Below are 14,459 nucleotides of genomic sequence, written 5' to 3' on the forward strand. Positions count from 1 at the left end.
CTCAGCCCCGTTTCGCCAGGCAGATGCCCCAGGGCGGCAAGCTTGCGCGCCCCGCTGCGACCGGCTGGCTGCCCAGTTCCGGTCCGATTACCGTCCAGTCGCCCGCCGGCAACAGCACTTCCGCCACCCCGTCACCCAGGTTGAAGGCGCAGAACAGCGTCTCCTCTCCGCGGCGCAAGAAGGTCGCGGCCTCGCCTTGGGCACGGATCTCCTCCATCGCGCCAGTGCGCAGCACCGGATGCGCGCGGCGGAAGGCCAGTGCCCGACGGTAATGCGCCAGGATCGAGGTTTCGTCCCCTTCCTGCGCGGCAACCGAAAGCGGCAGGTGCGGCGGCTTCACCGGCAGCCAGGGCCGGCCATGGCTGAACCCGCCGTTCGCATTGTCGGTGACCCAGACCATCGGCGTCCGCGCGCCGTCGCGGCCCTTGAACTCCGGCCAGAACTGGATGCCATAGGGATCACGCAACTCGTCCAGCGCCAGTTCCGCCTCGGGCAGGCCAAGCTCTTCACCCTGATACAGGCAAAGCGAGCCGCGCAGGCACACCAGAAGCGTGGCATAGGTCTTGGCCGCCTCGGCCGTCAGGTGCCAGCGCGTGATGTGGCGCACGGTGTCGTGGTTCGAGTAGGACCAGCAGGGCCAGGCATCCGGCGCCGCCGCCCGCATCCGGGCAAAAGTTTCCTCCAGAAGGGGCGCCGTCAGCCGCGTCGGTTGCAGCATCTCGAACGGGTAGCACATCTGCACCTTGTCCCCGCCCGAGGTATACTCGGCCATGATCTCCAGCCCCCGCTGGGCATCACCCACCTCGCCCACGGCGGCGGCATTGTAGGGGTTCAGCACGGCCCTGAATTTTCGCAGAAAATTCATGTTCTCCGGCTGGTTCTTCGAGAAAAGATGCAGCTGGTGATTATACGGGTTCACCGACGGCGCGATGCTGTCGTTGCGCAACTCTTTCGGCAGCGGGGGATTGTCGCGCAGGTACTTGTCGGCAAAGTAGAAGTTGATCGTGTCCAGCCGGAACCCGTCCACCCCGCGCTTCAGCCAGAAGCGCGCGACGTCCAGAAGAGCCTCTTGCACGGGTTCGTGGTGCAGGTTCAGGTCGGGCTGGCTGGCCAGGAAGTTGTGCAGGAAATATTGCTCGCGCCGGCCGTCCCATTCCCAGGCCGATCCGCCAAAGACCGACAGCCAGTTGTTCGGGGGCGTGCCGTCGGGCTTGGGATCGGCCCAGACATACCAGTCGGCGCGGTCGTTCGAACGGTTCTGCCGGCTTTCCTTGAACCAGGCATGCTGGTCGCTGGTGTGCGACAGCACCAGGTCGATCATTACCCGTAGCCCCAGCGCATGCGCCCGTGCGACCAGCGCGTCAAAGTCCGCCAGTTTGCCGAACATCGGATCGACGTCGCAATAGTCGCTGACGTCATAGCCGAAGTCCTTCATCGGGCTGGTGAAGAACGGGCTGATCCAGATCGCATCGGCGCCAAGGCCGGCGATATGGTCCAGCCGCCCGGTGATCCCGGCCAGGTCCCCCACACCGTCGCCATCGCTGTCCTGATAGCTGCGCGGATAGATCTGATAGATCACCGCCCCGCGCCACCAATCCGGGTCCGCAGCCAGGACCCGGCGCCCCTCACGCTCCATCATCGTCACTTGACCGACCCCGCCAGAAGCCCGCGCACCAGGAAGCGCTGCATCGAGAAGAACACCACCAGCGGCACCGCGATGGACACGAAGGCCGAGGCGCTCAGGATTTCCCAGTCGCCACCGCGGCTGCCCATCAGGTTCACGATATTGCCGGTCAGCACCTGCTGGTCATTGCTGGTGCCCAGGAACACCAGCGCCACCAGAAGGTCGTTCCAGGTCCAGAGGAACTGGAAGATCGCAAAGCTGGCCAGCGCCGGGAAGGACAAGGGCAGGATGATCTTGGTGAATATCTGGAAATCCGTGGCCCCGTCGACCTTGGCATTCTCGATGATGTCGCGCGGCAGGCCAACCATGTAGTTGCGCAACAGGTAGATCGCCAAGGGTAGACCAAACCCAGTATGGGCCAACCAGATGCCAAGGTAGCCCTTGCCGATGCCGATGGCGTTGTGGATCTGAAGAAGCGGGATCAGCGCCAGTTGCAGCGGCACCACGAGGAGGCCGACGATAGCCGCAATCAAGAGCGCGCGGCCCGGAAACTCCATCCAGGCCAGGGCATAGGCGGCAAAGGCCGCAACCAGGATCGGGATGATCGTCGCCGGGATCGCCACGGTCGCGGTGTTCATGAAGGCCTGGAAGATCGACTGCCCGGCCATCGGGCTGAAAAGGACCGTGTTGTAGTTGTTGGTGGTGAACTCGGGCGGGGTGGCCGCCGTGGTGAAGATGCGCGGCAGGCGCGTGCCCTCGGTCGTGGTGGCCGAGGTCAGGACATAAGCACCGTCCGCCTGCACCGTCACCGTCTGCCCGTCTCCCAGGTCGGCGGTCGCCCCCGGCTCGAACGCCGTCGGCTCGCGCGACGAGGTGCCCCAGGCGCTGACCGCCACGCCCTCGGCGGTGAACAGCCGCCCCTCGATCACGAAGGCACCGTCGCGCGCGACCTCTTCACCCTCGATGCGGATCGGGGCCATCTGCTGTTCTTGCGTGAAAAGCGCGTCCCACCAGCCGGAGGAGACGATCTGATCCCCCGACCGGAAGGACGAGACCAGAAGCCCCAAGGTCGGGATCACCCACAACAGCACCAGAAGCCCGACCGACAGATGCACGGCCCAGGTCAGCGCCGGTTTCTTGCCCGCAATGTTGTCCATCACCGCATCTCCTTCCGGGCGTTCCAGACGTTCCAGACCAGGATCGGCGTGACCAGAAGCAGGATGATCATCGCGGAAGCCGAGCCGACACCCCAATCCACCGCCACGAACAGCTTGTCGTACATGTAGTTGGCCAGCACCTGCGTTTCCTGCTGGCCGCCGGTCATCGCGCGGACGATGTCAAAGACCTTCAGGACGGTGATGGTGATCGTGGTCCAGACCACGACGATGGTCCCCATGATCTGCGGCACCTTGATCTTGAAGAAGATCTGGAACGGGTTGGCCCCGTCGATGATCGCGGCCTCGATCGTGTCCTCGGGCACACCGCGCAAGGCGGCCGACAGGATCACCATGGCAAAGCCGGTCTGCAGCCAGACCAGGACGGCCATCAGGAAGAAGTTGTTCCAGAACGGGATCTGCAGCCAGAACTGCGGTTGCCCATACGGCAGCTCCGCCGTCGCCGCGCCATAGGCCCAGGACACGGCGACATAGGCCAGCCAGGCTGCAACGAACCCTCCGAGCAATCTAGCCACAATTCCAAAATTACCCGCTCTTGCAGCCCAAAGGCCGGAGAATAAGAGGGCCGCCGCAAGTAGAAGCCAACCGACACCAGGCAGTGCATCGGTCAGATAACGATACACCTGGGAGCCGAAATAGCTCGCACCAGCAGCCAGCACGATAACCGCGACTGCCGTCAGAGCACCAAATCGCTGCAAGACTGTCCAAAGCACCCACAGCAGCGCCAGCGCAAAGCCCACCAGCAGCACCGCCGGCAACAGCCGCAGGATCAGCAGCGACCCGAGCCCGCCTTCGAACTGCAGCCAGATCGCGTTCAAGAGGCCAATCTGCGTCTGCCCCGCCTCGCGGGTGTCATAGATCAGCTTCCAGATCACCGAGGCGCCAACGAAGGAAATCGCCATCGGCATGAAGATCAGGGACTTGGCCAGGTTGCCCCAGCGGATGCGGTCGGTGAGCTGCGCCGCCAGAAGGCCGAAGGCGGTCGCCAGCGCCGGCACCACGATCAGCCACATCATGTTGTTGCTGAGCGACTCCCAGAACTTCGACTCGCTGAACATCTGCCGGTAGTTGTCGAAGCCCACAAAGACCAGCTCGCCGCCCGTGTTCCGGTTCAGCGACAGCCAGGCGGTCGCAAAGACCGGATAGGCCAAATAAAGCCCCAGCGCGAGCAGGGCGGGAAACAGGAACAACCAGGGGCGCACCATGTTGGCGCGGCTGATGTTCCGCCCGGCCTGGGGGCCGCGCGCCGGAAAGATCACCTTGTCGAGAAAGATGTTCGACGCCCAGAAGTAGCCAACGCATCCGCCTACGCCGATCACGATGGTCACTAGCGCCAGGAAAGCCTGGTCCATTCGCCCCTCCCTAGACCCAAGCAGCACGTATCGTCCGGTTCGATCCGGCTTCTGGTATAGGACCCCGAGCCTGCGAGAACAGGCCCGGGGAAATCGTCAGATCACTTCGGCCAGCTGGCCTGAACAGCGTCAGCCACTTCCTGTGCCGACTTGCCGCCGACATAGTCGACCATCGCGGTCCAGAAGCTGCCTGCACCCACGGCGCCCGGCATCAGGTCGGACCCGTCGAAGCGGAAGGTGGTGGCGTTGGCCAGGATCTCGCCCTGCTTCTTCAGCGCGGCCGAACCGTAGAGGTCGACGTTCACGCCCTTGTGCGGGGTGACAAAGCCGGTCTGCGACATCCAGACTTCATGCGCGATCGGGGTCTTCAGGAACTCGATGAAGGCCCGCGCCGCATCGCTGTCCTTCATGATGAATGCAAGCGTGCCCGCGCCCAGCACCGGCTGGCCCAGATCCTTCTCGGCATAGGCCGGGAAGTAGAAGAAGTCCGCATCCGTGCCCAGCTCGGTGCCTTCCGGGAAGAAGGACGGGATGAAGCTGGCCTGACGGTGCATGTAGCAGCCCGGAGGCGAGGCAAAGAGGCCCTTGGGGCTGTCGCGGAAGTCGGTCGAAGCGACCGCGGCCGCACCGCCCTGAACGTAGGCGTCGTTCTTGGCGAACCAGCCGAATTCCTCGATCGCGCCCAGGACTTCGGGGCTGTTGAACGGCAGCGCGTTGGTCACCCACTGGTCATAGACCTCGGGCGACTGGGTGCGCAGCATCATGTCCTCGACCCAGTCGGTCGCGGGCCAGCCGGTCGCGCCGCCCGAACCCAGACCGATGCACCAGGGCGTGCCGCCATCGGCGACGATCTTGTCGGTCAGGGCCTTCAGCTCTTCCATCGTGGTCGGCACGGCATAGCCGGCGTCCTCGAAGTTTTCCGGGCTGTACCAGACCAGCGACTTCACGTCGGCCTTGTAGGGGAAGGCAAACAGGGCTTCGGCCCCGTCCTTGCCCTTGTAGGTCCCCAGCGCCGCCCACGAGGCGCCCGCGCCGTAGTTGTCGGTCAGCCACTGCTTGGTCTCGTCGCCCAGGGGCTGGATAAAGCCCTTCGCGGCCAGGTCGGCGATCAGGCCGGGCTGCGGCAGCACCGCGACATCCGGGGGCGAACCCGCTTCGGCGTCGATGATGATCTGCTGTTCATAGCCTTCCGAGGACGAATAGTTCACGTCCACGCCCGAGGCCGCCTCGAAATAGGCCAGCATCGACTCGACCAGAACCTGGTCCTCGCCGCGCCAGGGCCCGAAGATGGTCAGGGTCTGACCTTCCAGGTTGGTGGCCTCGTCATAAGCCTTGTAGCTGTCCCAGTTGAAGGCACCCTCGCCCACCGGGTACTTCAGGTCCTGCGCGACCGACCCACCGGCCGAAAGCGCCAGCGCCGCTGCGCTGACGAGAAGCTTCGTCTTCATGTGCATCCTCCCGATTCACCCGCCCTCACGGCGGGGCGTTTTTCCCAACGGCGGCAGAATCGCTTCAAACCGCTTTGGATGGTTCACCCTGTCCGATCCCGCCCCTCAAGTCAATCCAAAGCGCCTTGAACCGTTGCAACGGGCCTGTTGCTTGTGCATCCGGCTTACCGTAAACGTTATAGCCAGCCGAGTGATACTTTTTGACGCGGCGCGACCGGCTGACTAAGGTCCGGGCGATTGAAACCGTTTTGAAGCGTGACGCAGCGATGAACCTGAAGGAACTCGCGACCAAGCTGGGACTGTCGCCCACCACGGTGTCGCGCGCGCTGAACGGCTATCCGGAAGTGAACGAAGCCACCCGCGAACGCGTCATCGCTGCGGCCAAGCGGCACAACTATCACCCGAACACCCGCGCCATCCGCCTGGCCACCGGGCGCGCCATGGCCGTGGGCCACGTGATCCCGATCGCCACACGGCATGAGATCGTGAACCCCGTTTTCGCCGATTTCATCGCCGGCGCGGGGGAAACCTACAGCCGCAACGACTATGACATGATATTGTCCGTCGTCCCGGACGAGGATGAGGACGCCACCTATCGCGGGCTGAAATCCAAGGGCAACGTCGATGGCGTCATCGTCCATGCCCCGCGAATGAACGACCCCCGCATCGCCCTTCTGCGCGAGATCGGCCTGCCCTTCGTCGTCCATGGCCGCGCCACCGGCACGGCCGAGCCCTATTCCTGGCTGGACGTGAACAACCGCCGCGCCTTCCAGCGCGCGACCGAGTTTCTGCTGGACCTTGGCCACAGCCGCATCGGCCTCGTGAACGGGTTGGAGTTCATGGATTTCGCCATCCGCCGCCGCACCGGCTATGTCGATGCGCTGACGGCACGCGGGATCACGCCGGACCCGGGCCTGATGTTCTCGGACGAGATGACCGAAGTCGCGGGCTTCCGCGCCACGCAAGCCATGCTCACCCTGCCCCAGCCGCCGACAGCCCTCCTGTGCGCCTCGATGATCTCGGGCATGGGGGCGCGGCGTGCTGTGGAATCCGCCGGCCTGGTGGTGGGCCGCGACGTGTCGATCATCATCCACGACGACGACCTGTCCTACATGAAGAACGGCGAGGACGTGCCGATCTTCACCGCCACCCGCTCTTCGGTGCGCGAGGCCGGGCGCCTGGCGGCCGAGATGCTGCTGGCCCTCATCGCCCATCCCGAAGATGCCCCGCAACAGCGCCTGCTCGAGGCGGAACTGATCATCGGCCAATCCACCGGCCCCGCACCGAAAGCCTGACCCATGCTCTCGCGCTTCGACTTCCCCGAAGGCTTCATCTTCGGCGCCGCCACCGCCGCCTATCAGATCGAAGGCTCGGCCTTCGGCGGGTGCGGGTCCAGCCATTGGGACACCTATTCCGCCACCCCGGGCAACGTCGTGCGGGGCGAAAGCGGCGCGCGTGCCTGCGACCATTACCACCAATGGCCGGCCGACCTTGACCTCTTGCAAGCCGCCAATCTGGACGGCTACCGCTTCTCGACCTCTTGGGCGCGGGTCATGCCGGACGGGGTGAGCATCAACCCGGAAGGCGTTGATTTCTATGACCGTCTTGTCGATGGCATGCTGGCCCGCGGGCTGAAACCCTTCCAGACCCTCTACCACTGGGAGATGCCCTCGGCCCTGGCCGACAAGGGCGGCTGGACCAACCGCGACACCTGCCACCGCTTTGCCGACTTCTCCGAGGCGATCACCCGCCGCCTTGGCGACCGCGTGGCCTCCATCGCCACGATCAACGAACCCTGGTGCGTCGCCTGGCTGTCGCATTTCATGGGCATCCACGCCCCCGGCCTGCGCGACATCCGCGCCGCCGCCCGCGCCATGCACCACATCCTCCTGGCCCACGGCCTGGCGGTAGAGCGTCTGCGCGGCATGGGCCAGCCGAACCTGGGGATCGTCCTCAACTTCGACTACGCCCAGCCCGCCTCGGACCGGCCCGAGGACGTGCAGGCCGCCGCCCGCTGGGACGGCATCTTCAACCGCTGGTTCATCGAAGCCATCACCCGCCAGACCTATCCCGAGATCGTGCTCGAGGGTCTTTCCCCCCACATGCCCGCGAACTGGCAGGACGACATGGCCACGATCGGCCAGAAGCTGGATTGGCTGGGCATCAACTACTATACCCGCCACCTGCATGCCCATGACGCGACCCAGCCCTGGCCGCATCTGCGCGACGTGCCGGGCGACCGGCCCAAGACGCAGATGGGCTGGGAAATCTACCCCGAGGGGCTGCACCACTTCCTGACGCGGATGGCCAAGGACTATGTCGGCGACCTGCCGCTTCATGTCACTGAAAACGGCATGGCCAATGCCGACCTGCTTGAAGATGGCCGCGTAAGTGACCAGGTTCGCGAGGATTTCCTGTTCTCACACCTTGCAGCCACCAAGCAGGCCATTGCTGACGGCGCGAATGTGCAGGGCTTCTTCTACTGGTCGCTGCTGGACAATTACGAATGGGCCGAGGGCTATGACAAGCGTTTTGGCCTGGTCCACGTGGATTACGATACGCTGGTGCGTACGCCCAAATCCTCGTATCACGCGCTCGCCCGGGCCTTGGCCCGCAACGACCAGGGAACCGCGCGATGAGCCTTTCGATCCTTGCCGATATCGGAGGAACCAACACCCGCGTCGCCCTGGCCGACGGGGCGCAGGTCCGCATCGACTCGATCCGTCGTTTCCCGAATGGCGGTTATCAGGCGCAAGGCAAGGATATTGCCCACGTCCTGCGCGACTATCTGGACCAGACCGGCGCGCAAGTGACCGGGGTCTGTGTCGCCGCCGCCGGCCCGGTGCAGGATGGCGTCGCCACGATGACCAACCTGGACTGGGTGATCGACGCGGCCAAGCTGACCGGGGCCACCGGCGCGACCCGCGTGGCGATCCTGAACGATCTTCAGGCCCAGGGGCAGGCGCTGGGGCATATCCCGGCCGCCAATCTGCGCTGCGTGATCCCCGGCCCCGCCGCGCAGGGCCCGATGCTGGTCGTGGGCCTTGGCACCGGCGTCAACGCCGCCCCGGTCCATCCCGGCCCGCAAGGCCGCGTCGTGCCGCCCTCGGAATGCGGCCATGTCAACATGCCCGTCCGCAGCGAAGAGGATTTTCTTCTTGCCCGCTTCATCGAACAGAAGCTCCGGGCCGAGGGCGAGGTTCCCCATGCCGGCGTCGAAGAGGTCCTGGCCGGTCGCGGTCTTGCCAACCTGCACGCCTTTGCCGCCCATGCCGCCGGACACCCCGCGACCATGACCTCGGCCGAGGTGCTGGCGGCGCTGGACCAGGGCGATGCCACCGCCGCCCATGCCGCGCGGCTTTATGTTCATATCCTGGGCCAGGTGCTGGCCGACCTTGCGCTGATCCACCTGCCCTATGGCGGGATCTACCTGATCGGCGGCATGTCGCGCGCGATGACCCCGCATTTCGCCCGCTTCGGTCTGTCCAGCCAGTTCCGTGAGGCCCGGCGCGTGGACCTGCTGCTGAACGATTTCTCGGTCACGGTGGTCGAGGATGACTATGCCGCGCTGACCGGCTGCGCCGCCTATCTGGAAAGCGTGGCCTAGCGGCAGGCCACCGGGCGCAACAGGAAACTGCGGTCGTCGCCTTGGTCCCGCTCCAGCGTGGTGAAGCCGACCTCGTTTTCAAAGCCCATGCCCCGGCTGCCGACCGACAGCAGCACCGCGCCGCCCTTGGCCGCCGTCAGGCTGAACGCGCCCGCGTCCCCCTCCATGGTGCAGTAAAGCTGGTCCTCGATATTCTCGCATTGCGCCAGCGCCTCGAAGGCGCCGCCCGGCACGCCGCGCAGCGTCAGGTTCACCCAAAGGCCCAGGTACGGCGCCATCGCCGCCTGGTCGGGGCGCACCTCCATCCGCGTCACCCGCTGCGCCGGGTGGTCGGCCAGATGCGCGTCGGTGTAGCTGCGCGCATAGCATTGCCTGTCGGTGGGGAAGAACCGGTCGGTCGGACTTTGTGCCAAAGCCGGCAAGGCCAGGATGAAAAGCACCACCGAAGCCCTTGGCAGACTTACCATTTCCCGCTTGCGCCCCCGCCCGAGGATCGCCCGCCACCAAAACCTCCGCTCCGCCCGCCACTACTTGAGCGGGAACTGAACCTGCTGCCGCTGCGCGAGGTGCCACGGATCGTATAGGTCCGCCGGTCGGTAAAGCCGCAGCTGGAGCAGATCATATGCTCCATCCCGGTACCGGAACTCAGCATCCCGGACGGCGAGATGACTTCATGCGTCCGCTCCAGCGTCTGCGCCCCGCATTTCGGGCATTTCCGCCGGCTGCGCGACCGCCACAGGATCAGCGCAAGAATGCCGCCGACGCCACCCCCGCCGACCAGCCAGGGGGTCACCTGCTCGCCCAGACCCACCTCTGGTGCAAAGCCGTCAGTCAGGCCGACCGGCTGGCCCGCCTGGAACGGAACGACCAACCGCTCGCGGGCCGAGGCGATTCCGGCCTCGATTCCGACCGCCAGCCGGCCCTCGCGGAACTCGGGCAGGACGGCGGTGGACAGGACGCGGGCGGCGCGGCCGTCATAGACGGCGTCATAGCCCGATCCCAGCGCGATCCGTGCCTCGCGCGCTTCGGTGACGACCAGAAGCAGGATGCCGTCGTTGCGCTGCGCGTCCCCGATCCCCCAGGCGTTGAACAGGTCTTTGGCATAGGTCTCCAGCCGCTGCCCTGCTCCGCCGTACGCCGCCAGCGTCGGCAGGGTCACCACGACCATCTGCACCCCGGTCTCATCCCGCAGCGCCTGCAGCGCACGGGTGATCCGCCCCTCTTCGGTCGCGTCCAGCACCTCGGAAAAGTCCGAGATGGTGTCGCTGACCGGCTGCGGCAGGTCCTGCGCGGCGACGATGCCGGACAGGCCAAGCCAAAGGGCAAGGGTGCGAAGAATCATTTTGCAAGCAACTCGTTTACGACTTTGGCGATCAGCATGACATCTTCGCGCGTGCAGTCAAACGATCCGACCTGCACCCGAATCGCAAAGCGCCAGTCAACCCGGGTCTGGGTCAGGTAGATCCGACCGTCATCGTTGATCCGGGCCAAAAGCGCCTCGGTCGCGGCCTCATCAGTCAGAGCAAAGCTGAACAGCGACAGCCGCGGCTGGGTCACGATCTCGACCCCCGGCAGCGCGGCCAGTTGGTCGCGCGCCTCCTCCGCCCAGGCGACATGGTTGCGAATGCGGGTGCGCAGCCCCTCCAGCCCATAGGCGCGCAGCACGAACCACAGCTTCAACGCCCGGAAGCGGCGGCCCAGGGGCACGGTCCATTCGTTGAAATTGACGATCTCCTCGCGCCCCGCCGTCTCCAGATAGGTCGGCCGCAGCCCCAGCGTGCGCACCTGCGCGCCCGGATCGCGGATGAACTGGACCGAGCAGTCGAACTGCGCGCCCAGCCACTTGTGCGGGTTAAGCACCACCGAATCCGCGCCCTCGACGCCCGCCCACAGCGCCCGGAACTCCGGGCAGATCATCGCCGAACCTGACCAGGCCGCATCGACATGGCTGGGCACGCCCTCTTCGCGACAAACCGCCAGGCAGTCGGCGATCCGGTCAAAGGCCCCCACGCTGGTCCCCCCGGCGCACAGGATCACCCCCGCCGGCACCATCCCCGCCGCCCGATCCGCCCGGATCGCCGCCCGCAAGGCCGCGCCCGTCATCCCCCGGCTTTCATCCACCGCCACCTTCACCAGGTTCCGCTGCCCGATCCCCGCCACCCGGATCGCCTTGTCGACCGACGAATGCGTCTCGGCACTCGCATAGAACCGCAGCACCGGCCCGCCGGCCAACCCCTCCTCCAGCCCGCGCCACCCAAGCGCCCGCTCGCGCATCGTCAGCACCGCCGACAGCGTCGCCACCGTCGCCGTGTCGTGGATCGTGCCGACGAACCCCTCGGGCAGGCCCACCGCCTGCCGCAGCCAGTCGACCATCACCTGCTCGATCTCGGTCGCTGCCGGAGAGGTCTGCCAGATCAAGGCGTTGGAGGCCATCGCGTTGACCAGCTGTTCCGCCAGCATCGAGGCCGGTGCGGCATTGGCCGGGAAATAGGCAAAGAAGCGCGGATGCTGCCAATGCGTCATGCCCCCCGGCACGATCCGCTCGAAATCGGCCCAGATCGCCTCCATCGGCTCTGGCCCCTCGGGCGGCGCGCCTGGCACCTGCCGCGCCACCGCGCCAGGCACCAGGGGCGCCCGCACCGGACGGTCGCGCAGGGTCGCGTGATAATCCGCCGCCCAATCCGCCGCCCGCTTCGACCAGTGCCGCAGGTCCTCGTGATCCATCCTCGCCTCCCTTGTGCGCGCCGCAACAAGGCATGATCGCGGCAAAACGGCAAGCCGCCTGCCCGATCCCGACACGGCAAGTCCTTGTTGCGGCCATGGTGACCCCGTAAGGATTGGCCGATATGATCCGACCAAATTCGCTGCAAAGGTTGCCCAGTATGTCCCTGACCCGCCGCTTCGCCCTTCTTGGTGCCGCAACGCTGCTGCTCTCCGCCTGCGTCGGCGGCGGCAGCTTCAAGACCGAATACGTTCCGCTCTCGGCCGAGGTTTCGCGCAACTGGCGCCTGGCCGATGTCCGCGTCACGGTGCCCAGCTCGCTCACCGTCAGCGAGGCGAAAAGCCTTCTGCCCAACGCCGACATCGTCTGGCGCGAGGACCCGCTCGGCGACCGCTACGCCCAGGTCGCCAAGATCATGGACGATGCGGTCACCCGTGGCGCCCAGGGCCTGCGCGGCGCCCGCCCGGTCTACATCGACGTGACCGTGACCCGCTTCCACGCCCTCACCTTCGAGGCCGAGCAGCGCGGCCAGTCCTGGGGCGTGCACAACATCAAGTTCACGGCAAAGGTCGTGGACGCCGCGACGGGCGAGGTGTTGCTTCCCGCCACCGCCATCCGGGCCGAGCTTCCGGCGCTGTCGGGCCAGCAGATGAAGGACGCCCGGCGCAAGGGCATCACGCAAAAGTCGATGATCTCCGCCCATGTCGCCAAGACCGTGGCGGGCTGGCTGGGGATCGGCCCCGACAACCGGGGCGAATTCAGCCGCCAGGGGAACTGACCCGCCCCGTCTCGCAACGCAGACCGGGCCCGGAATTTTCGCAGAAAATTCGTGGGCCCGGCCCCGCCTGCGGCGCTTGCGTGATGACCGTCTGCCATGCTAGGCCACGGCCATGACGACGTTGCGCAACATCCACATCTGCTGCATTACCCGCTGACCTTCGGGCGCGGGCGCTTCGTCATTCCCATGGATGAGAACCCCCCGCGCCGCAGGGCCGCGCGTTCAGGGACGACTGCCATGGTGACGATCCGCCTGACCAACTCGAAGACCCGGACGAAGGAGGACTTCGTTCCGATCGATCCGGCCAATGTGCGGATGTATGTCTGCGGCCCCACCGTCTATGACCGTGCCCATCTCGGCAATGCCCGCCCCGTGGTGGTGTTCGACACGCTCTACCGCTTGCTGCGCCATGTCTACGGCGCCGATCACGTCACCTATGTCCGCAATTTCACCGACGTTGACGACAAGATCAACGCCGAGGCCCTGCGCCGCCAGAAGGCCGGCTCTCCCGGCACGCTGGAAGACCTGATCCACGAGCGGACCGAGGAAACCATCGCCTGGTACCATGCCGACATGGACGCGCTTGGCACCCTGCGCCCCGACCACGAGCCGCGAGCCACCGAATACATCGGCCAGATGATCGCTATGATCCAAGGCCTTATCGCGGGCGGCCATGCCTACCCGGTCGAAGGCCACGTCCTCTTCCGCGTCCGCAGCTACCAGGACTATGGCAAACTCTCTGGGCGCAGCATCGACGACATGATCGCCGGCGCCCGGGTCGAGGTCGCACCCTTCAAGGAAGACCCGATGGATTTCGTCCTCTGGAAGCCGTCCAGCGGCGAAGAGCCCGGCTGGGACAGCCCCTGGGGCAAGGGTCGCCCCGGCTGGCACATCGAATGCAGTGCCATGGCCCACGAACTTCTCGGCGACAGCTTCGACATCCACGGTGGCGGGCTGGACCTGCAATTCCCGCACCACGAAAACGAAATCGCCCAATCCGCCTGCGCCCACCCGCATGGCGACTTCGCCCACTACTGGCTGCACAACGAGATGCTGCAGGTCGAGGGCAAGAAAATGTCCAAGTCGCTGGGCAACTTCTTCACAGTGCGGGATCTTCTGGATCAAGGCATCCCCGGCGAGGTGATCCGCTTCGTCCTTCTGATGACGCATTACCGCAGCCCGATGGACTGGACGGCGGAGAAGGCCCGGCAGGCCGAGGCGACGTTGCGGAAGATTGCGGAGTTTCTTGAAAGTGACCCACTCACCAAGCCCTGGATTGATCTTCGATATGCAAGGCCTCCGGAGGAATTTGTCGAAGCCCTTTCGAATGACCTCAATACTTCCTTGGCTCTGACGCTCTTGGGCGGCTACCTCAAAAAGCGAGAGGAAAGCCATTTGGTTGGCGCGCTTCGGCTTCTTGGCTTTGATACTGAGCGCTTGGTTGAAAAGTTCTCTCCGTTTTCAGTCCGATCGTTCATTGCTGAGTCTGGTTCGGGAAGGACGATCAGTGCGCATGGTGATGCGGCGTGGAATAACGCGCAACGTGTAGACGAATTGCGGGGAAAACTAGAGACACTCCGCACCGCCGCGATGGCCACCAAAGACTTCTCCGCTGTCGATGCCATGAAATCCGTCCTGGTCGCCGCCGGCGTCGAAGTCCGCATGTCAAAATCGGGCGTCGAACTTGTCCCCGGCCCCGACTTCGACCCGGCCAAGCTGGAGGCAATCCAGTGACCGACAGAACACCCACCCC

Annotated in this window: 12 protein-coding genes; 5 read left to right on the forward strand and 7 right to left on the reverse strand. The window is 65.5% G+C overall.

The features are described from left to right. Window position 1: 1 nt before the first annotated feature. From CXR42_RS03650 to CXR42_RS03665, 4 genes are all read right to left on the reverse strand, one after another. Window positions 2-1,639, reverse strand: coding sequence for an alpha-amylase family glycosyl hydrolase (locus tag CXR42_RS03650; RefSeq protein ID WP_180995997.1), 1,638 nt, complete (start codon window positions 1,637-1,639; stop codon window positions 2-4). A gap of 2 nt (window positions 1,640-1,641) precedes the next feature. Further along, a complete protein-coding gene (locus CXR42_RS03655; protein WP_103256132.1) occupies window positions 1,642-2,781 on the reverse strand; it encodes a carbohydrate ABC transporter permease in 1,140 nt (379 codons plus the stop codon). Further along, complete coding sequence (locus CXR42_RS03660) at window positions 2,781-4,127, reverse strand: carbohydrate ABC transporter permease (RefSeq protein WP_425444850.1); 1,347 nt, start codon at window positions 4,125-4,127, stop codon at window positions 2,781-2,783. Before CXR42_RS03660 ends, CXR42_RS03655 begins: the two co-directional genes overlap by 1 nt. A gap of 125 nt (window positions 4,128-4,252) precedes the next feature. After that, window positions 4,253-5,599, reverse strand: a complete 1,347-nt coding sequence (locus CXR42_RS03665) for an ABC transporter substrate-binding protein (RefSeq protein ID WP_103256134.1) — start codon at window positions 5,597-5,599, stop codon at window positions 4,253-4,255. 248 nt (window positions 5,600-5,847) lie between these two features. Between CXR42_RS03665 and CXR42_RS03670 the strand changes: the two genes are divergently transcribed. The 3 genes from CXR42_RS03670 to CXR42_RS03680 are packed head-to-tail and all read left to right on the forward strand — an operon-like array spanning window position 5,848 to window position 9,206. After that, window positions 5,848-6,894: a substrate-binding domain-containing protein gene (locus CXR42_RS03670; protein ID WP_281256701.1), complete on the forward strand. Its 1,047-nt coding sequence runs from the start codon at window positions 5,848-5,850 to the stop codon at window positions 6,892-6,894. 3 nt (window positions 6,895-6,897) lie between these two features. Continuing rightward, on the forward strand, window positions 6,898-8,238 hold the full coding sequence (locus tag CXR42_RS03675; protein ID WP_103256136.1) for a GH1 family beta-glucosidase: 1,341 nt from the start codon (window positions 6,898-6,900) through the stop codon (window positions 8,236-8,238). Further along, complete coding sequence (locus CXR42_RS03680; RefSeq protein ID WP_103256137.1) at window positions 8,235-9,206, forward strand: glucokinase; 972 nt, start codon at window positions 8,235-8,237, stop codon at window positions 9,204-9,206. The genes CXR42_RS03675 and CXR42_RS03680 overlap by 4 nt, the downstream gene beginning before the upstream one ends. On the opposite strand, the gene CXR42_RS03685 is transcribed toward CXR42_RS03680, so the two are convergent. The 3 genes from CXR42_RS03685 to CXR42_RS03695 are packed head-to-tail and all read right to left on the reverse strand — an operon-like array spanning window position 9,203 to window position 11,930. Then, a complete protein-coding gene (locus tag CXR42_RS03685) occupies window positions 9,203-9,646 on the reverse strand; it encodes a hypothetical protein (protein ID WP_146037989.1) in 444 nt (147 codons plus the stop codon). The two genes, CXR42_RS03680 and CXR42_RS03685, sit on opposite strands and share 4 nt — an antisense overlap. 20 nt (window positions 9,647-9,666) lie before the next feature. Further along, window positions 9,667-10,548: a TPM domain-containing protein gene (locus tag CXR42_RS03690; protein WP_103256139.1), complete on the reverse strand. Its 882-nt coding sequence runs from the start codon at window positions 10,546-10,548 to the stop codon at window positions 9,667-9,669. Continuing rightward, a complete protein-coding gene (locus CXR42_RS03695) occupies window positions 10,545-11,930 on the reverse strand; it encodes a pyridoxal phosphate-dependent decarboxylase family protein (protein ID WP_103256140.1) in 1,386 nt (461 codons plus the stop codon). The genes CXR42_RS03690 and CXR42_RS03695 overlap by 4 nt, the downstream gene beginning before the upstream one ends. 158 nt (window positions 11,931-12,088) lie before the next feature. On the opposite strand from CXR42_RS03695, the gene CXR42_RS03700 reads away from it, so the two are divergent. Both CXR42_RS03700 and cysS read left to right on the forward strand, forming a co-directional pair. Then, window positions 12,089-12,706 (forward strand): DUF6778 family protein, encoded by a 618-nt coding sequence (locus CXR42_RS03700; protein ID WP_103256141.1) that lies wholly within the window; start codon window positions 12,089-12,091, stop codon window positions 12,704-12,706. A gap of 237 nt (window positions 12,707-12,943) precedes the next feature. Beyond that, window positions 12,944-14,440 carry a cysteine--tRNA ligase gene (cysS, locus tag CXR42_RS03705; protein ID WP_103257007.1) on the forward strand — a complete coding sequence of 499 codons (1,497 nt, stop codon included), beginning with the start codon at window positions 12,944-12,946 and terminating at the stop codon, window positions 14,438-14,440. Window positions 14,441-14,459 lie beyond the last annotated feature (19 nt).

The sequence above is a fragment of the Tabrizicola aquatica genome (genome assembly GCF_002900975.1).
In the GTDB taxonomy this organism is placed as follows: Bacteria; Pseudomonadota; Alphaproteobacteria; order Rhodobacterales; family Rhodobacteraceae; genus Tabrizicola; species Tabrizicola aquatica.

Excerpts from the sequence above, each read along its gene's own strand:
- CXR42_RS03675 (WP_103256136.1), top strand. The coding sequence starts at position 6,898 with ATGCTCTCGCGCTTCGACTTCCCCGAAGGCTTCATCTTCGGCGCCGCC.
- CXR42_RS03655 (WP_103256132.1), bottom strand. The coding sequence starts at position 2,781 with ATGGACAACATTGCGGGCAAGAAACCGGCGCTGACCTGGGCCGTGCAT.
- CXR42_RS03695 (WP_103256140.1), bottom strand. The coding sequence starts at position 11,930 with ATGGATCACGAGGACCTGCGGCACTGGTCGAAGCGGGCGGCGGATTGG.
- cysS (WP_103257007.1), top strand. The coding sequence starts at position 12,944 with ATGGTGACGATCCGCCTGACCAACTCGAAGACCCGGACGAAGGAGGAC.
- CXR42_RS03680 (WP_103256137.1), top strand. The coding sequence starts at position 8,235 with ATGAGCCTTTCGATCCTTGCCGATATCGGAGGAACCAACACCCGCGTC.
- CXR42_RS03650 (WP_180995997.1), bottom strand. The coding sequence starts at position 1,639 with ATGATGGAGCGTGAGGGGCGCCGGGTCCTGGCTGCGGACCCGGATTGG.
- CXR42_RS03700 (WP_103256141.1), top strand. The coding sequence starts at position 12,089 with ATGTCCCTGACCCGCCGCTTCGCCCTTCTTGGTGCCGCAACGCTGCTG.
- CXR42_RS03690 (WP_103256139.1), bottom strand. The coding sequence starts at position 10,548 with ATGATTCTTCGCACCCTTGCCCTTTGGCTTGGCCTGTCCGGCATCGTC.
- CXR42_RS03665 (WP_103256134.1), bottom strand. The coding sequence starts at position 5,599 with ATGAAGACGAAGCTTCTCGTCAGCGCAGCGGCGCTGGCGCTTTCGGCC.